18 protein-coding genes are annotated in these 16,383 nt (G+C 69.4%); 5 read left to right on the forward strand and 13 right to left on the reverse strand.

Annotation, left to right across the window (positions count from 1 at the left end; all coding sequences use genetic code 11):
* Nucleotides 1-255 precede the first annotated feature (255 nt).
* The 7 genes from treZ to QE454_RS02140 all read right to left on the reverse strand — a co-directional run bounded on the left by treZ (nt 256) and on the right by QE454_RS02140 (nt 9,012).
* Nucleotides 256-2,007, reverse strand: coding sequence for a malto-oligosyltrehalose trehalohydrolase (gene treZ, locus QE454_RS02110; RefSeq protein ID WP_373459402.1), 1,752 nt, complete (start codon nt 2,005-2,007; stop codon nt 256-258).
* Nucleotides 2,008-2,094: 87 nt separating this feature from the next.
* Complete coding sequence (gene treY / locus QE454_RS02115; protein ID WP_307458581.1) at nt 2,095-4,476, reverse strand: malto-oligosyltrehalose synthase; 2,382 nt, start codon at nt 4,474-4,476, stop codon at nt 2,095-2,097.
* A gap of 5 nt (nt 4,477-4,481) precedes the next feature.
* Nucleotides 4,482-6,704, reverse strand: a complete 2,223-nt coding sequence (glgX, locus tag QE454_RS02120; RefSeq protein ID WP_307458577.1) for a glycogen debranching protein GlgX — start codon at nt 6,702-6,704, stop codon at nt 4,482-4,484.
* A gap of 81 nt (nt 6,705-6,785) precedes the next feature.
* Complete coding sequence (locus QE454_RS02125; RefSeq protein WP_309668504.1) at nt 6,786-6,980, reverse strand: hypothetical protein; 195 nt, start codon at nt 6,978-6,980, stop codon at nt 6,786-6,788.
* 291 nt (nt 6,981-7,271) lie between these two features.
* Nucleotides 7,272-8,126, reverse strand: a complete 855-nt coding sequence (locus QE454_RS02130; RefSeq protein ID WP_307458571.1) for a transposase — start codon at nt 8,124-8,126, stop codon at nt 7,272-7,274.
* Nucleotides 8,127-8,147: 21 nt separating this feature from the next.
* A complete protein-coding gene (locus QE454_RS02135; RefSeq protein WP_210072388.1) occupies nt 8,148-8,825 on the reverse strand; it encodes a GTP pyrophosphokinase family protein in 678 nt (225 codons plus the stop codon).
* A 43-nt stretch (nt 8,826-8,868) separates the two neighbouring features.
* Nucleotides 8,869-9,012, reverse strand: a complete 144-nt coding sequence (locus QE454_RS02140; RefSeq protein WP_210072389.1) for a hypothetical protein — start codon at nt 9,010-9,012, stop codon at nt 8,869-8,871.
* A gap of 118 nt (nt 9,013-9,130) precedes the next feature.
* Here QE454_RS02140 and QE454_RS02145 point away from each other — a divergent pair, with 118 nt between their 5' ends.
* The gene (locus tag QE454_RS02145; RefSeq protein WP_210072390.1) at nt 9,131-9,457 is read left to right on the forward strand and encodes a hypothetical protein; all 327 of its coding nucleotides are present in this window, start codon (nt 9,131-9,133) and stop codon (nt 9,455-9,457) included.
* 3 nt (nt 9,458-9,460) lie between these two features.
* On the opposite strand, the gene QE454_RS02150 is transcribed toward QE454_RS02145, so the two are convergent.
* A complete protein-coding gene (locus QE454_RS02150) occupies nt 9,461-9,778 on the reverse strand; it encodes a hypothetical protein (protein WP_056226105.1) in 318 nt (105 codons plus the stop codon).
* Nucleotides 9,779-9,890: 112 nt separating this feature from the next.
* Between QE454_RS02150 and QE454_RS02155 the strand changes: the two genes are divergently transcribed.
* Nucleotides 9,891-10,202, forward strand: a complete 312-nt coding sequence (locus QE454_RS02155; RefSeq protein ID WP_210072391.1) for a hypothetical protein — start codon at nt 9,891-9,893, stop codon at nt 10,200-10,202.
* Nucleotide 10,203: 1 nt separating this feature from the next.
* Here the strand turns inward: QE454_RS02155 and QE454_RS02160 are convergent, their stop codons facing one another.
* Together QE454_RS02160 and QE454_RS02165 are read right to left on the reverse strand one after the other, a co-directional pair.
* Entirely contained in the window at nt 10,204-10,473 is a 270-nt protein-coding gene (locus QE454_RS02160; protein ID WP_307458569.1) for a three-helix bundle dimerization domain-containing protein, read from the reverse strand.
* An 81-nt stretch (nt 10,474-10,554) separates the two neighbouring features.
* Nucleotides 10,555-11,079 (reverse strand): MarR family winged helix-turn-helix transcriptional regulator, encoded by a 525-nt coding sequence (locus QE454_RS02165; RefSeq protein ID WP_210072393.1) that lies wholly within the window; start codon nt 11,077-11,079, stop codon nt 10,555-10,557.
* Nucleotides 11,080-11,214: 135 nt separating this feature from the next.
* On the opposite strand from QE454_RS02165, the gene QE454_RS02170 reads away from it, so the two are divergent.
* Nucleotides 11,215-11,703 carry a MarR family winged helix-turn-helix transcriptional regulator gene (locus QE454_RS02170; RefSeq protein WP_210072394.1) on the forward strand — a complete coding sequence of 163 codons (489 nt, stop codon included), beginning with the start codon at nt 11,215-11,217 and terminating at the stop codon, nt 11,701-11,703.
* A gap of 27 nt (nt 11,704-11,730) precedes the next feature.
* On the opposite strand, the gene QE454_RS02175 is transcribed toward QE454_RS02170, so the two are convergent.
* A complete protein-coding gene (locus QE454_RS02175; RefSeq protein ID WP_115915964.1) occupies nt 11,731-11,970 on the reverse strand; it encodes a DUF3072 domain-containing protein in 240 nt (79 codons plus the stop codon).
* Between the two features lie 78 nt (nt 11,971-12,048).
* Here QE454_RS02175 and QE454_RS02180 point away from each other — a divergent pair, with 78 nt between their 5' ends.
* Both QE454_RS02180 and QE454_RS02185 read left to right on the forward strand, forming a co-directional pair.
* Complete coding sequence (locus QE454_RS02180) at nt 12,049-13,014, forward strand: alpha/beta fold hydrolase (RefSeq protein WP_210072395.1); 966 nt, start codon at nt 12,049-12,051, stop codon at nt 13,012-13,014.
* A 98-nt stretch (nt 13,015-13,112) separates the two neighbouring features.
* A complete protein-coding gene (locus QE454_RS02185) occupies nt 13,113-14,216 on the forward strand; it encodes an FUSC family protein (protein WP_307458566.1) in 1,104 nt (367 codons plus the stop codon).
* A 21-nt stretch (nt 14,217-14,237) separates the two neighbouring features.
* Here the strand turns inward: QE454_RS02185 and QE454_RS02190 are convergent, their stop codons facing one another.
* Nucleotides 14,238-15,482 carry an ADP-dependent glucokinase/phosphofructokinase gene (locus tag QE454_RS02190; RefSeq protein ID WP_307458564.1) on the reverse strand — a complete coding sequence of 415 codons (1,245 nt, stop codon included), beginning with the start codon at nt 15,480-15,482 and terminating at the stop codon, nt 14,238-14,240.
* 18 nt (nt 15,483-15,500) lie between these two features.
* Nucleotides 15,501-16,364 carry a ketose-bisphosphate aldolase gene (locus QE454_RS02195; RefSeq protein ID WP_210072398.1) on the reverse strand — a complete coding sequence of 288 codons (864 nt, stop codon included), beginning with the start codon at nt 16,362-16,364 and terminating at the stop codon, nt 15,501-15,503.
* Between the last annotated feature and the right edge of the window lie 19 nt (nt 16,365-16,383).

Raw genomic sequence — 16,383 nt, forward strand, 5'->3', positions numbered from 1 at the left:
TCGCTGTCGGGAAGGTGCCGAGGAGCACCCCACCCTCCGCCGGAGCGTCGAACCGCGGCAAGGACCACCACACACGCAGCGATCATCACGAAACCACTGGTCGACAGGACAGCGACGAGTCCGGCATCCATGATCTGCTCCTTCGTGAGGTGCACTCCACGCTCCCACCCGCGGCGAGAGCCGTCAACCCCACGCGCAAGGCGTGAACGACGAACGGCCCCGCCCCTTGCGAGGTCGGGACCGTTCGTCATGACGTCAGAGGGCGGGGCCGACGATCGCGCTCGCCCCGGCCGGCACCGTCACCTCGGAGCCATCGAGCACGACGCCCTCCGCCGTCGCCAGCAGCACACGAGCACCGGATGCCACCGACGCCAAGGCCGCGGCCTCCGAGAGGTTGACGATCACGACGAGGTCGCGGCGACGTAGTTCGTAGACCCGGCCGCCGTCGGCCTCCCTGGCCTCCGCGGACAGCCCCTCGCGCGACGGGTCGGTCAACTCGGGGCGCTCGCGCCGCAGCTTCGCGAGCTCGCGGTACAGACCGAGCAGCTGGGCGTGATCGCCCTCGCCCGCCTCGTCCCAGTCGAGCCGGGAGTTCTCGAACGTCGAGGGATCCTGCGGGTCGGGGACGGTGGACTCGTCCCAGCCCATCTTCTCGAACTCGGCGATGCGCCCCTCGGCGGTGGCCTTTCCGAGCTCGGGCTCGGGGTGAGAGGTGAAGAACTGCCAGGGCGTCGTCGCGCCCCACTCCTCGCCCATGAAGAGCATCGGAGTGCCCGGAGCGGTGAGCGTGAGCACGGCGGCGGCGGCCAGGCGGTCGTAGCCGAGCGTCTGCGACAGACGGTCGCCCGCGGCCCGGTTGCCGATCTGGTCGTGATCCTGCGCGAAGGTCACGAGGCGCCAGTTCGGCACGTCCTCGGGAATGGGCTTGCCGTGCTTCTCCTCGCGGAACGACGAGTACGTGCCGTCGTGGAAGAAGCCGCCCTCGCTGACCTTTCGGAAGGCCTCGACGTCGGCGAAGTCCTCGTAGTAGCCGATCGTCTCGCCGGTCAGGGCGACGTGCACCGTGTGGTGCCAGTCGTCCGACCACTGTGCGGTCAGGCCGTAGCCGCCGGCCTCGCGCGGGAGGATCAGCTTCGGGTCGTTCATGTCGCTCTCGGCGATGGTGGTGAGCGGGATGCCGCGGTGCGCCGACAGGGCGTCGGTGCGTTCGGCGATCTCCTGCAGCACGTGCGGATCGCGATGGTCGAGCAGAGCGTGCACGGCATCGAGGCGCAGGCCGTCGACGTGGTAATCGCTCATCCACATCAGTGCGTTCTCGACGATGTACGCGCGGACGGCGTCTTCATCGAGATTGACCGAGTCGCCCCAGGTGTTACGGCTGCCTTCGCGCAGGTACTCCCCGAACTCGGGCAGGTAGTTGCCCGAGGGACCGAGGTGGTTGTAGACGACGTCCTGGATGACGGCGAGTCCGGCCGCGTGGGCCGCATCGACGAAACGCTGGTACGCCTCGGGTCCGCCGTAGGCCTCGTGCACGGTGTACCAGAGCACCCCGTCGTAGCCCCAGTTCCACGTACCGTTGAAGCCGTTCACCGGCAGCAGCTCGACGTGGGTCACCCCCAGGTCGACGAGGTGATCGAGGCGGCCGATCGCGGCATCCAGTGTTCCCTCGGCGGTGAAGGTTCCGAGGTGCAGCTCGTAGATCAGGCCGCCCGCGAGCGGTTTGCCCGTCCACGCGGCGTCGTTCCAGGCGTACACCGAGGGGTCGAACCACGCCGACGCCTCGTGCACGCCGCCGGGCTGACGCCGCGAGCGCGGGTCGGGGCGGAGGTCGTCGCCGTCACCGAGGACGAAGCCGTACCGCTCGCCGTCGGCGAGGTCGACCGGGGCCGTCCACCAGCCGTCTTTCGCGGATGCCATCTCGACGTCTTCGACGACACTGTCGCCGCTGTCGTCGAGCCGGCGCAGCCGCACCCGCTCTGCCTTGGGTGCCCAGACGTCGATGCTCATGAGGGGTGTTCCTTCGCGTGAGGTGCCGAGGTTTTCGCTGAGGGAGGGCGTGAGGCGACGATTCCCGACGCCTCACGCGATCGGGGGTCAGAAGATCAGCAGGGCCACCGGGTAGACAGCCAGCAGGTCGGCCAGGGGCACGGCGCCGCCGGCGAACGAGCGTCCGGTCAGCACGTCGACGACGGGGGTGTCCGGCAGCAGCACCACCGTGTCGCGCCAGCCTCCCGCAGCCGCCAGGCCGTGCGGCAGACGGGTCGCGACCGCGAACACACCGCCACGATCGAAGGCGACGACGTGGTCGGCCGCCACGCCCGCTGCCTCCAGCGGGCGGTAGATCGCGAGCGGGTGCTCACGGCGAAGGCGCAGCGCGCGCGACGTCACGAGGAGCTTGGCCGCTCCCGTGGCATCCACGGCCGGGGCCGCAGCCCCGGGGGCGTCGATCGCGGCAAGCAGCCGGCGACGCTCCGCGAAGTCGACCGCGCGACGATTGTCGGGGTCGACGAGCGACTGCTCCCACAGCTCCGAGCCCTGGTAGACGTCGGGGACGCCCGGGCCCATGATCTGCAGCAGCTTGGCCGAGAGACCGTTCGACCATCCCGCGGGCGAGATCTGGTCGACGAAGGCGCGCACGCGCTCGGCGGCGGGGCCGGTGGCCGCGTCGACGACCGCGTGCATGCGCTCCTCGAAGGCCTCGTCCTGCTCCCACCAGCCGGTGACCTCGGACGCCTCGCGCGCCGCCTTCTCGGCGTACGCGTGCAGACGTTCGCGGTAGACCTTCAGCCCCTCGGGGGTGGATGCCGAGGCGGGCCACGCTCCCACGATCGCCTGCCACAGCAGTGCGTCGAAGGGGCCGTGACCGGTCGAGGCGATCCCGCGGAACTCTTCGAGTCGTTCGGCCCAGGTCTCGGGGATCTCGGCCAGCACCGCGATGCGGGCACGCGTGTCCTCGCCGCGCTTGGTGTCGTGCGTCGACAGCGTGGTCATGGCGGTGGGCCACGACGCGTGGCGCAGGGCCTGCGCGGTGTGGAAGCCGGTGACGTCGAGGGAGAACTCCCCCGGGTCGCCGCCCACCTCGGTGAGCGAACCCAGCCGGGTGTAACGATAGAACGCGGTGTCCTCGACGCCCTTGGCCATGACGGGACCGGTCGTCTGCTGGAAGCGCCACGCGACCTCGAGGCTCGTGTCGGCGAGCACCGGGACGAGCTTCTCGATCACGTCGCCCAGTTCGGGACGACGCACTTCGGCTTCGCCCGCGGCGGCATCGAGGTGCGTGCGACCGGCGGGGAGGTACGAGCGGTACACCGGGAAGCACGCGAGGATCTCGGCCAGCGCGTCCTGCAGCGCATCGGCCCCGAACTCCTCGCGCAGTCCCGACGGAAGACCGCGCACCAGGCGACGGATCTCCGACACCTGGATCGAGTCGGCGATCTTGCGCTTGGTGTCGTGGATGAGGTCGTGCCAGCCGGTGAGCGGCTCGAGATCGCTGTCGGTGCGCAGGCGCGCGTCGAGGGCATCGAGCGCCGCCTCGCCCGCCGGGTCGGTCAGCACACGGTCGATCTCGGCGAGAGCGTCGTAGCCGGTGGTCCCGGCGGTCTTCCACCACGACGGCAACGCCTCGCCGTGTTCGAGGATCTTCTCGCCGAGCACGTAGCCGACCTCGCCCTCGCCGGCCTCTTCGAGCGCGACGGCGAGCTGATCGAAGTACCCACCCGGATCGACGAGACCGTCGGGGTGGTCCACGCGCAGACCGTCGGCGAGGCCCTCGCGCACCCAACGCAGGATCTCGGCGTGGGTCGCCCGGAACACCTCCGGCACCTCGACGCGCACGCCCGCGAGGGTCGTCACGGCGAAGAAGCGGCGGTAGTTCAGGTCGGCCGCTTCGTCCTGCCAGTAGCGCAGTTCGAAGTTCTGCGCGTCCAGCAGAGCGCGGATGTCCGAGGTACCGGTACCGGGGGCCACCGGGAAGGCGTGGTCGTAGTAGCGGACCAGCCCGTCGGGAGCATCGTCGGCCGGCGTCGGGTCGTACGAGATCTCGTCGATGACCGCGTCGAGGTGGTCGCCGAGCACCGGCACGCGCACCTTGCCGGCGCCGAACTCCCAGTCGATGTCGAAGGAGTCCGCGTGCGCCGAGGCACGACCCCGACGCAGCACGTCCCACCACCACGCGTTCGTGCGGGGTTCCGAGACGCCCATGTGGTTCGGCACGATATCGATCAGGATGCCGAGCTCACGGGCCCGAGCAGCCTCGACGAACCGGTCGAGTCCCTCGGCGCCTCCGCGGGCGGGGTCGACGCGCGTGACGTCGACGACGTCGTACCCGTGGTCCGAACCAGGCGTGGCCTCGAGGATCGGCGAGAGGTAGGCCCACGAGACCCCGAGGTCACGGAGATACCCCGTGACCTCGGCAGCGTCGTCGAGGGTGAACGCTTCGCGGATCTGCAGGCGATAGGTCGAAAGCGGATGCCGCATCTCGCTCACAGCTCCGGCTTGGGCGCCTGGCCGGGCAGGTCGTCGTTGCCGATCACCTGGATCTGCGCGGTGAGCGAGGCCGACACCGAATGGTCGACCTCGGGCTCGGGCAGGTGATGCTCGCGCAGCACGATGAGCGACTTGGGCTCGAGCGGGAGAGTGGCGCCCGGGTCCAGCGGTTCGGTGTTCGCCTGCTCTCCGGCGGTGTCGACGTACGCGTCCCACTTGGGGGCGTACTCGAAGTCGGGGAGGAGGAAGTCGACCTTGTCGTCGCCCGCGTTGAACAGCACGAGGAAGTGGTCGTCGCTGATCGACTCGCCACGACGGTCGCGCTCGCGGATGCCCTGCCCGTTGAGGAAGACGCCCACCGCGAGTCCGAAGCCGTTGTCCCAGTCCTCGGGCTGCATGAGCGAGCCGTCGGGACGCAGCCACACCACGTCGGGGATCGGTGCCCCCTCTTCCATCTTCACGGGGCGACCGTCGAAGAAGCGGCTGCGACGGAAGGTGGGGTGCTGCTTGCGCAGTCGGGCGAGGGCCGCGGTGAACTCGATGAGGGGGGTGTCGATGTTCGACCAGTCCACCCACGTGATCTCGTTGTCCTGCGCGTAACCGTTGTTGTTGCCGCCCTGCGTTCGACCGAGCTCGTCGCCGTGGAGCAGCATCGGCACGCCCTGGCTGAGCAGCAGCGTCGCGATGAAGTTGCGCTGCTGCTGCGCACGGCGCTTGAGCACCTCGGGGTCGTCGGTGGGACCTTCGACGCCCATGTTGCTCGAGCGGTTGTGCGATTCGCCGTCGTTGTTGTCTTCGCCGTTGGCCTCGTTGTGCTTCTCGTTGTACGACACGAGGTCGCGCAGCGTGAAGCCGTCGTGGGCGGTGACGAAGTTGATGGATGCCACGGGGAATCGACCCGAGTGCTCGTAGAGGTCTGCCGAGCCGGTGAGGCGCGAGGCGAACTCGGCGAGCGCCTGCGGCTCGCCGCGCCAGAAGTCGCGGACCGTGTCGCGGTACTTGCCGTTCCACTCGGTCCATTGGGGCGGGAAGTTGCCGACCTGGTATCCGCCGGGGCCCACGTCCCACGGCTCGGCGATGAGCTTGACCTGCGAGACGATCGGGTCCTGCTGCACGAGCTCGAAGAAGGCCGCGAGGCGGTCGACCTCGTAGAACTCACGCGCGAGCGTCGAGGCGAGGTCGAAGCGGAAACCGTCGACGTGCATCTCGAGCACCCAATAGCGCAGCGAGTCCATGATGAGCTGCAGCGTGTGGGGGTTGCCCACGTTCATGCTGTTGCCGGTGCCGGTGTAGTCGGTGTAGTAGCGCTTGTCGTCGTCTTCGAGGCGGTAGTACGCCTCGTTGTCGATGCCGCGCATCGAGAGGGTCGGGCCCATGTGGTTGCCCTCGGCGGTGTGGTTGTAGACCACGTCGAGGATGACCTCGATGCCGGCCGCGTGCAGCGCCTTGACCATGGCCTTGAACTCCTGCACCTGCTGACCGTGGTCGCCGGTGGACGAGTACGTGTTCTGCGGGGCCAGGAACGCGATGGTGTTGTAGCCCCAGTAGTTCGACAGACCCTTCTCTTCGAGGGTGGAGTCGTTCACGAACTGGTGCACCGGCATGAGCTCGATGGCCGTGATGCCCAGCTTCTTGAGGTGGTCGATGACCGCCGGGTGGGCGATGCCGGCGTAGGTGCCGCGCAGCTCTTCGGGGACGTCGGGGTGCAGCTGGGTGAGGCCGCGCACGTGCGCCTCGTAGATGAAGCTCTCGGCGTAGGGGATCTTGGGCTGACGGTCGCCCGACCAGTCGAAGAACGGGTTGACGACCACGCCCTTCATCATGTGCGGGGCGGAGTCCTCGTCGTTGAAGGAGTCGGGGTCGCCGAACTCGTAGCTGAAGACGGGCTGCCCCCAGTCGATCTGCCCCTCCACGGCCTTGGCGTAGGGGTCGAGCAGCAGCTTGCTCGGGTTGAAGCGCTTCCCGTTCGCCGGGTCGTACTCGCCGTGGACGCGGTAGCCGTACCGCTGCCCGGGGAGGATGTTGGGGAGATACCCGTGCCAGACGAAGGCGTCGACGTCGATCAACTCGACGCACGTCTCCGTTCCGTCTTCGTCGAAGAGGCAGAGCTCTACCTTCTCCGCTCCTTCACTGAACAGGGCGAAGTTCGTCCCGTTACCGTCGTAAGTGGCCCCGAGGGGATAACTGGATCCTGGCCATACCTGCTGCACGTCGCTCACGATAGACCAGCGTTGTTTCCGCGAACGGCCGCGATGACGCCTGTTGACAGGCGGTCTACCCCCGGCTAAGGGCGCAGGTGCCTACGCCCGCTCCGGCGGATGCCGCAGAAGCTCGATGCGCTCGTCGAGGTACCGCCCCAGCGGCATAAATCCTCCGGCTGCGCTCCACCGCACGAACGGCTCTCCGTCGCGGACGGATACCGGCGTCGAGGACGCCCCGACCGCGGCGGGGTCGATGACCTCCCACCCGATGTGCACGCTCTCGCCCTCCGGCACCCCCGCCTCTCGCCGCTGCGGCCGAGAGCTCGGCGCGACGGCGCTGCGACTCCGCGGCGAATCCGCGTCGGACCTCCGGGCGCGAGCGCACGATGTCGCCCGTCGCGAGAAGCGCGTCGTCGGTCAACAGGAGGACCCCCAGGTGCCAGGCCGTGCCGCGCGGCAAGACACGGGCGGCACGCGGGATACCGAGCAGGCGGCGCCCCTCCTGCAGCTCGCCGAGTCGCTCGCGGGGGGCGCCGGCCAGGCGTGCGCGAGCGTCGTCGAGGATCGTGGAGAGGGAGGAAGCGCTCATCGATCGGACCCTTCGTGACGTGCGGCTTCAGCGCGCTGGACGGCCTCGATCGCGGCCCGCACGGCATCACGAGCGCGGATCTGCGCGTTCGTGCGCTGGGTCAGTACGTCCTCCGCTTCGGCGACGTCCTTCTCGGCGCGTTCCAGATCGGCGCGAAGGCCCTCCACACGCTCGCGGGCGCGCGTCGCTCGCTCGGTCGCCGAGTCGACACGCCGGTCGGCAGCGGCGTTTTCGCGGTCGGCGTCGGCCTTCGCACGCTCCGCTTCGCGCACGGCCCGTTCCGCCGCCTTGCGCGCTCGACGGGAGGCGAGATCGTCGCGAGTGGGAGCGGGCCGCGAGAGCTCGCCCGGGGCGGAACCGGCCACCGCTTCGCCGAGCGCCCCGTCCCGCAGTTCGGCGAGGTCGATCGCCGACACCAGACGCCCCGTGAGCACGGCGGCCGCCGCCGTGGCATCGACGACCGCGGCGTTGACGGTCTTCTCGACGGCATCCGACATCGCCCCGCTCAGCGGGCTCCCCGCCTCGGCGGCGAGCTCTCCCGCCCGACGAGCGAGGGCGACGACCAGGTGCCGGCGCTGACGCCCCAGTCTCCCGAGCTCGGCGGCATCCAGATCCTCCTGCGCCTCGTGAAGGGCGCGCGAGAGTTCCACGGCCTCGCCGAGCTGGCCGTCGCGCACGAGCAGGTTGACGGCCCAGGCGGCGACGGTGGGCTTGCGCAGCTTCGCCACCCTGCGCCCGACGGCCCCGCCTTCGGCGGCAGCGCGTTCGTTACGCGCGGCGGTGAAACGCGAGGGCGGGAGGCTGAGGAGTTCGGCGGCGACCTCGTCCACTCGGGAGTCGTCGTCGCTCATCGCTCCATTGTGTCGCGCGCGTCAGAGCGAGACCACTCCGGGGTGCGCACCGCGGATCTCGCGGTGGAGCCGCTCCATGCGGGTGTCGAGCTCGGCGGCGGTGTCGGCGGCGTTCTTGAGCTCGGCGAGCAGATCGTCGGGGACGAGGCGGTCGTACTTGTAGTAGATCTTGTGCTCGAGGCTCGCCCAGAAGTCCATGGCGATCGTGCGAAACTGCACCTCGACGGGCACGTCGACGCGACCGGTCGACAGAAAGACCGGTACCTCCACGATCACGTGCAGGCTCTTGTAACCGTTCGCCTTCGGCTGGGCGATGTAGTCCTTGACGTCGCGCACGGTGATGTCGTCTTGGCGGGTCAGCAGGTTCGAGAGCCGATAGGCGTCGTCGATGAAGCTGCACGTGACCCGGATGCCGGCGATGTCGGTGATCGAGGCACGGATGGAATCGAAGTCGGTCTCGATGCCCTTGCGGCGGACCTTGTCGACCAGGCTGTCCGGCGACTTGACCCGGCTCGAGACGTGCTCGATCGGGTTGTAGGCGTGCATCTCTTGAAACTCTTCGCGCAGGATCGAGATCTTCGTCTCGACCTCGGCGAGCCCGAAGCGGTACTCCATCAGGAACCGCTGGAACTCGTCGCGCATCGCTCGCAGGGCCGCACTCGAGACGGTGATCTGCTGTTCGTCCAGCGGGTCCGACATGCGCACGAACGTAACGGACACGACTACGAGGCCGCTGAGAGCCTCACGCCCGGGGTGGTTCCGCCGAGGCGCGCGGGACCAGCTCGCCGTCGATGACGTCGATGCCGATCAAGCCCTGGAACACGTCCGGAAGGTCATCCGGGTCGTTCCCCGATTCAGGATGCCGAGGCGTGGGGGGATTGGTCACGGCGCCCTCCTTCCGCGCTCTTTCCTCACTGTGGCAGGCGGACCCGCCACGCCCGGCGGTCTTGACACGTGGCATCCCGCCGCGTATCCGCGACACGCTCTGGCGTATCGTGGGCCGCATGGGGACCATTCACTACGGCGGCAGCGGCACGACCGTGCACATCGAGGACCGCGCCCTGGCTCACCTGAAAGTCGTCATCTCGACCAAGCTCCGCCGCGGCGAGAGCTTCACGTTGTCGTGGCGACACCGCGACGACGAAGAGCGCGGCCGCAGCACGCTCTGGCTGCACCCGGCGATTCCGCTGCGTTTCGTCTTCGATGACAGCGAACCCACCACGCTCAGCCGGGAGTGGATCGAACGACTGGCCGACTCCGCCAACTCGTCGGGCGGGATCATGCTCGTACCCGAGGACATCAGCCCGACTGCCGAGGCCGAGAAGAGCTGACGCTCACCCCTCTTCGACGAGGGCGTCCTCGCTCGGCTCGGGCGTGATCGCCAGGCCGTTCGGGCCGGACGCCGCGAGCATGAGGTCTTCGACCCAGACCCGGTTGATGCGCGGCTGACGGCTGCCGTAGAAGTGGAACTGGATCGGCACGGAGGGGTGCATCCAGAAGCTGCGCCGACCGCTGCCGTCGCCGACCTCGACGTCGAACATGAACGACTCGGAACGCCGAAGCTTGTTCATCACGACGATGCGCAGGTGTGCGAGCGTACGGTCGTCGATGTCGACCGCGTTGGCAACGGTGTCGTAGATGAATCTACCCATGCCGTCGAGCCTATCCGAGGAACGCACGTCGAGCCGCTTTCCGGGATGCCACGTCGCGTCGCGCGAATCAACCCCGGTGGGCGCCTCGTTCGGGCACGACTAGCGTGCCGGTGTGGGAACGCTTTACTACGGCGACGTCGCGTCGCCGATCGAGATCGAGGATCGCGCCCTGGCGCACGTCAAGGTGGTCATCGCGACCAAGCTCCGCCGCGGCGAGAGCTTCACCTTGTCGTGGACGCACGGACCCGGCCAGGAGGTGGGGCGCAGCACCGTGTGGCTGCATCCTTCGATTCCGCTGCGCTTCGTCTTCGACGAGCCGGAGCCGGCTCTGTTGAGCCGAGCGTGGATCGAGGCGCTGGCGACGTCGGCGAACTCGTCGGGTGGGCTGCTGCTCGTCGACGAACCGGACTCGTCCGGCTCCTAGATCAGACGACCGTCTGGTCGAGGATCTCGCGCGCACCCTCTTCGACCGCGGTGGGTACTACGAGGGGACGACCGGCCGAGAAGGCCTCCCACTCGCGGAGGACGATCGCCTCGACGTGCGTCGGATCCTCGAGCGGGTAATCCGCCCGCAGGCGGGCCACCACAGCTCGGAACGAGGCGACCTCGATCCCGTCGACTTCGCGCAGGTTCTCAGCGTGGGCGCCGGCCGCTGCGGGCGCGACGACCGCCGCGTCGCTCACCGGATCGTCCATGGCTCCATGGTTTCACGCCGCGAATGCGCCGCCTAATGTTTCGGCGGTAAGTAGGCGGACTACCTACCTAGCGACGACCCGTCAGCGACCGGGCTCGGCCTCGACCGGGTGCGGGTCGACCTGATCGACGGCATCCTGGAGCCGGCCGAGGCACGCGATCACGGCCGCGCTGTCTTCGGGGCTCATGTCGACGACCGCCGCCATCATGCGGGCGTGCATCGACCCGAGAGTCGCACGCACCTCTTCGTCGCTCACTTCGGTCGCGACGATGAAGATGCTCCGCCGATCGGTGGGGTGAGGGACACGGGTGACGTGGCCCGTCTTCTCGAGGCGGTCGACGATCGCCGTCGTCGAGGCCGTCGAGACCCCGAGATATCGGGTCAGCTCGCTCGGAGATACCTGCCGGCCCTGCCCCGCCGCCTTGATGAGGTAGCGCAGCACCAGGAGCTCGTTCTCGCCCATCGACATCGACTCGCGCGTTCGGCGACGCATGGCGACCTCGGCAGCGCGATAGACGCGAAAGGCCTGGAGGACGTCGACGGCTCGGCGACGACGATCCTCATCGCTCGCGCCGTACCAGTAGCGCGACTCGGACCCTGTTTCCACCTGGGCATCTTATGCCAGGCTCCGCGATCAGCCCCCTGCCGATGCATCGAATGGACGGGTACCATCGAAGTACAACGGTCAACTACTTTATTGGCCTCAAAGACACTAGCTCATCGAGAGAACCGAGGAGGACAGATGAATGACGCGACGACCGCCGACGACGTGGTCAGAGCTCTCAACGACCTCACCGACTCCGGCGTCGCATCCGAGCGGCAGGCTCTTCACTCCCTCGGTATCGGTCCGAACGACGCCAAGGTTCTGCGGTTCCTCTTGCAGCGCTCCCCCGAAGACGAACCCGTGACCCCGCGGATCCTCGCATCGATGCTGGGCATCTCGTCCGCGGCCACGACCGCGCTGATCGATCGACTCGCGGATGCCGGATGGGTCGAACGCGAGCCGTACCCGGGCGACCGCCGGTCCATCGTGGTGCGCGAGACGATCGACGCCGATTCCCCCGCCCGACGCATCCTGTCGGTGCGGAGCACGTCGGCGGCGGCGGCCGCCGAACGACTGGGACCCGCGGAGCGACGCATCGTCGCCGACTTCCTCGACGACATCGCCCGCGGGGAGCGTCAGGACATCGACGGCATCTCAGCACACGAAGAGGCGTCCCGCGCGTCCTGACGAAGGGACGGCGGGACGCCTCAGAAATCACTCGGTGGCGCGACCGGTCTCGTTCTGCAGTCGGTCGATCTGCTCCGATGCCTCGGCCTTCGTCAGGTCGGCGGGGATCTCTTCGCCGGCTTCGCGAGCGAGCGTGTCGAGGTAGCTGCGCTGGGGAGCGGTCATCGGCTCGTCGCCGGTCACCCAGTCGGACGGATCTTTCTCGGCGGGGTTGTCGCCCTCGCGGACGGCACCCAGGGTCTCTTCTTCACGGGAGGTATCGCTCATGCAGGAAGGCTAAGCGGGGCTCCCGACACCGGGACCGGGATTGACAGGTCACCCAGGCGGGTAGGGCATCCTGGGGCGGTGCCCGAAAAATCGCGTCCCGCCGACGTCGACGTCCAGACGTATCGCCGTGGCCCGTCCCGCACGCGCGTGACGCGCGTGCCCACGACCGCGGACACCGGGCGCTCCTTCGTGCTCGTCGCCGGCATCGGAGTCGCGTCGACGTACTTCGAGTTCCTCGCGCCCCTGCTGGCCGAGGAGGGCGAGGTGTACGCGCTCGACCTCCCCGGATTCGGCGGGGTCCCGGCATCCGGAGAATCCCCCACCGCCGCCTACTTCGCCGATCAGGTCGAGGGGGTGCTCGATCACTACGGCCTGGACGACCCCGTCCTGATCGGGCATTCGATGGGGACGCAGGTGGTCACCGAGGTCCTCGCGCGCCGCCCCGGCCTCTCGCACGCGGTGCTGGTGAGCCCCGTCGTCGACGAGGCGGAGTCCACCGCGATCGTGCAGGGCGTGCGATTCGTGCAGTCGACCGTGCGCGAGTCGATCCACATCGCGCTGCTCGCCGTGTCGGCCTATCTGCTGTGCGGGTTCCTCTACTTCTTCGAGGCGCTGCCGCACATGCTGCGCTACCGCATCTCGGACCGCATCGGCGCGGGACGAGCGACCCTGCTGCTCATCCGGGGCGAGCACGACCGCCCCTCGCCCCGTCGCCTGCACTCGAGACTCGTCGCCCGCGCGCACAGGGCTCGGCGGTGGGAGATCGAGGGCGCCGCTCACTGCGTCGTGAACAGCCACGCCGTCGGGGTCGCTCGGCTCGTGCTGCAGCACATCGACGACGACCTGGCGCCGAAGGGACGGATGCCGGCGTCGGAGGCGGCGGTGCCTCCCGCCGCTCACGCCGACCTGAGCATGGTGCTGGGAGCCGTGGCGAGCCGCCTCGCGGAATGGATCAGCGCGGCCCGTCACGACGAGGACGGGGTCGAGCGCGCGAAGGCCCGCCATGCGCGCGTCCTCTGGGATGCCTACCGCCCCGGGCGCTGAGTCCTAACCCGGCGACCCGAGCGGGGCAACCCCCACGACGGCTCGGTCGCCGACATCGAGCATGGGAGCGTGTCGACTCGCCCGCGCACCCCCCGCTCATGACCGTCCCCGCCGCCCTCGACCCCCGCCGATGGTGGTCCGACGCGATCACCGCCGACCGCCTGCTGCTCGCCGCCAAGACCGCCGCGGCGGCGGCGCTGGCCTGGTACCTCGCCCCTCTCGTCCCCCTCGCGCAGAGCGAGTACTCGTACTACGCGCCGCTCGGAGTGCTGGTGAGTATGTACCCGACCGTCGCGCGCTCCGCCTCGAGCGGGGTCCAGGCCGTGGTCGGTCTGGCACTCGGAATCGGCCTGGGCCTGGCGAGCCTCGCCGTCGTCGGCGCGGGCCTGCCCCGCATCGTCGCGGTGGCCGCCGTGATCCTGATCGGCGTGCTGCTCGCGGGGGTGCGCGCCCTCGGCGTCGGGCGCGACTGGGTGGCCATCGCGGGACTCTTCGTGCTGCTGCTGGGCGGCGCCGACCCCGACGGGTACTCCGTGTCGTACCTGGTCACGATGGCGTTCGGCGTGGTGGTGGGCGTCGTGGTGAATCTGCTCGTCGTTCCGCCGCTCCGGGTGAAGAAGGCCGACGACCGACTGAGTCGCCTTCGCGACGCCCTCGGCGAGGCGCTCGGGGCGATGTCGACCTCGCTCGCGGGCCGCTCCTTCGACCCCGAGGCCGCCGACCGGGCCGCCGCCGCGCTGGAGGACACCCTCGTCGAGGTCCGCGAAGAGGTCGACCTCGCCGACGAGAGCCGTCGTTACAACCCGCGCGGCCGTCGGCTGAAGACACCGCGCGACCTCGATCGACGCCGCCTGGACGCCTTGACCGGCACCGCGGATGCCACCCGTGAACTGGCCGCGGCACTGGCACGACTCACCGCGGGTCCCGACGTCGACACCCGTCTTCCTGCCGAGGTGCGCCGCACCCTCGCCGACGCGATCGACGCGGTCTCGCCCCTGGTCACGACGCCACCCGGACCCGAGGCCGACGCGGGCAGCCTGCGCGCGGCGGAGGAGTCCCTCACGCGCTACACCGAGAGCCTGCGCGCCCTCGACGCGCACGAGGAGCCCCTCGACGCGTGGGAGGCCGCCGTCAGCCTCCGCCGCGTGATCGCGGCGTGCGGGCCGTTCTCGGACCCGGATGCCGACACCGCGGCGCGTTGAGAGATCCGGGGCCGCGCCAGCTCAGCCCGGCGCGCCGCCCACGGCGTCGAGGGCCCGATCCAGAGCGGCCGCGGTCGCGTGCCGCGCAGCGGCCGGTACGGCCGCCAGGAAGCCGCCGACGAACGTGTCCCCCAGGCCGATCGTCGTGGGATCGGCGGTGTCGACGAGGTACGCCGGCACGCCGACCGCCCTTCCGCTCCGCTGCAGGGCAGCGACCACCGCCGCTCCCCCGGGATGGCGCGCGAATCTCGCGGTGGCATCGAGGTCGGCTGCCGTGCACGCGTCGCCGAGCCGGTAGCGCGTCGCCGCGGTGCGCACGGCGCTCTCGAGTCCCGTTTCGTGCCGCGCCGCCGAGGGACCGACGGCGAGCGCCCAGTACTTCGTGTGCACCACCAGCGCCCGCGCCGGAATGAGCCCGTGCGCCTCGGCGAGGGCCGCCTCGACGTCGTCCGGCGAGAGCAGATCGACGGAGCGCCCCAGGTACTCCTGCAGTTCGTCCTCGTTCATGCCGTACACGTCGATGCGCTCGAGCAGTCGCCTCCGTACGCGAGCGGAGAGCTCGCGCTGGTAGAACCCCGCGTCTTCGTAGTACACGAGGGCACCGGCGGGAAGACGGCGCATCGCGCTCACCAGGTCGTCGAGCCGGGCCTCGAGCAGATCGGCATCCTGCATGGTGTTGAAACCCGAGACGAGGAAGGCCGCAGCCGACTCGAGAGCGTCGCCGAGTCGGTCGGCGATCGCCATCTCGCGGTTGGGCGCGTCGTTGGCGAAGATCAGGCGATTGGAGGCCGTGGCCGTCACCGCTCCGTCGACCACGCGCACGGTCGTGCCCTCGGGGTACTGCACGATGAGGTGCGGGTCGAGGGTGTCACGCGTCGCCGACGAGACGATCCTCATCGACGACGGCAGGAGCCGCCGGACATTGTCGTCGATGCTGACGAGGTGCTGCACCGTCGGGATGCCGATGCGATCGAGCGCGATCCCGGCCCGCACCCCCGTGCCGCCCAGGGTGACGTTCTTGTCGAAGTGCGCCGCGAAGCGCTCCACGATCTCCGACGAGAGCACGAAGCGCTCGCCTCCCCCGCCCGTGGCGAGGAAGGCGAGCACCGTCACGATGAGCGCGCGCTCGTCGATGATGGGCGTCGTGGTGGTCAACTCGTCGAGCCGGATGCCGTGCTCCGCCGCGAGGGCGGTGAGCACCTCGGCATCCCACCGGATCTCGTAGTCGACGGTCCCGCCGAGCCCGAGGACGAGGTCTTCCCCCATGGCGCCGGTCTCCTTCGATCAGTACAGGTCGGCCTTGCCGGCGGCGCCGAACAGGTCGATCTTCTCAGCGGCGGTGACCTTCATCGCCGCGATGCACTCGGGCTGGATGGCGTTGGGCTCGCGCAGGCGACGGTCGGTGCCGAGCACCTCGCGCATGCGGTCGTGATAGGCCACCTTGATGTCGCTGGAGATGTTGATCTTGTTCACGCCCAGCTCCACCGCCCGGCTCAGCTCGCCGTCGGGGTTGCTCGACCCGCCGTGCAGCACGAGCGGGATGCCGACCGCCGCCTTGATCTGCTCGAGCAGGTCGTGGCGCAGCTCGGGGTTCTTCTCGGCGGGGTAGAGCCCGTGCGAGGTGCCGATGGCGATGGCGAGGCTGTCGACCCCGGTCTGCTCGACGAAGCGCACGGCGTCGTCGACGTTGGTGTAGATGATCTCGGCGGCACCGGACTCGCCGTAGCTGTCGTTCGCGCCGATGGTTCCGAGCTCGCCCTCGACCTGCACGCCGACCGCGTGGGCGGCCTCGACGACCTTGCGGGTCAGGGCGACGTTCTGCTCGAAGGGCTCGAGCGAGGCGTCGATCATGACCGAGGTGAAGCCGGCCTGGATGGCCTGGACGATCTGCTCGTACGTTCCGCCGTGGTCCCAGTGGATGGCGACGGGAACGCTCGAGCGGTGCGCGCGGGCGTGCATCGCGGGGATGAGGTCGGTGGTGATGTGCGAGACCTCGTCGGGGTGGATGGCGATGATGACCGGAGCGTTCTTCTCCTCGCTGATGTCCATGATCCCGGTGAACATCGCCCAATCGCTGATGTTGAAAGCCGGGATGGCGAAGCTGTGGGCGTTCGCCACGTCGAGGATGGACTTGCCGGTGTAGAGCACGGATTTCTCCTTGTTCGGG

Source organism: Microbacterium sp. SORGH_AS_0454, from assembly GCF_031453395.1.
Classification (GTDB): Bacteria; Actinomycetota; Actinomycetes; order Actinomycetales; family Microbacteriaceae; genus Microbacterium.

What these genes read in the sequence shown, in the direction of transcription:
- treY (WP_307458581.1), bottom strand. Translation starts at nt 4,476, where the DNA reads ATGCGGCATCCGCTTTCGACCTATCGCCTGCAGATCCGCGAAGCGTTC.
- treZ (WP_373459402.1), bottom strand. Translation starts at nt 2,007, where the DNA reads ATGAGCATCGACGTCTGGGCACCCAAGGCAGAGCGGGTGCGGCTGCGC.
- QE454_RS02130 (WP_307458571.1), bottom strand. Translation starts at nt 8,126, where the DNA reads ATGAGCGACGACGACTCCCGAGTGGACGAGGTCGCCGCCGAACTCCTC.
- QE454_RS02150 (WP_056226105.1), bottom strand. Translation starts at nt 9,778, where the DNA reads ATGGGTAGATTCATCTACGACACCGTTGCCAACGCGGTCGACATCGAC.
- QE454_RS02135 (WP_210072388.1), bottom strand. Translation starts at nt 8,825, where the DNA reads ATGTCGGACCCGCTGGACGAACAGCAGATCACCGTCTCGAGTGCGGCC.
- QE454_RS02160 (WP_307458569.1), bottom strand. Translation starts at nt 10,473, where the DNA reads ATGGACGATCCGGTGAGCGACGCGGCGGTCGTCGCGCCCGCAGCGGCC.
- QE454_RS02145 (WP_210072390.1), top strand. Translation starts at nt 9,131, where the DNA reads ATGGGGACCATTCACTACGGCGGCAGCGGCACGACCGTGCACATCGAG.
- QE454_RS02170 (WP_210072394.1), top strand. Translation starts at nt 11,215, where the DNA reads ATGAATGACGCGACGACCGCCGACGACGTGGTCAGAGCTCTCAACGAC.
- QE454_RS02190 (WP_307458564.1), bottom strand. Translation starts at nt 15,482, where the DNA reads ATGGGGGAAGACCTCGTCCTCGGGCTCGGCGGGACCGTCGACTACGAG.
- QE454_RS02185 (WP_307458566.1), top strand. Translation starts at nt 13,113, where the DNA reads ATGACCGTCCCCGCCGCCCTCGACCCCCGCCGATGGTGGTCCGACGCG.
- QE454_RS02175 (WP_115915964.1), bottom strand. Translation starts at nt 11,970, where the DNA reads ATGAGCGATACCTCCCGTGAAGAAGAGACCCTGGGTGCCGTCCGCGAG.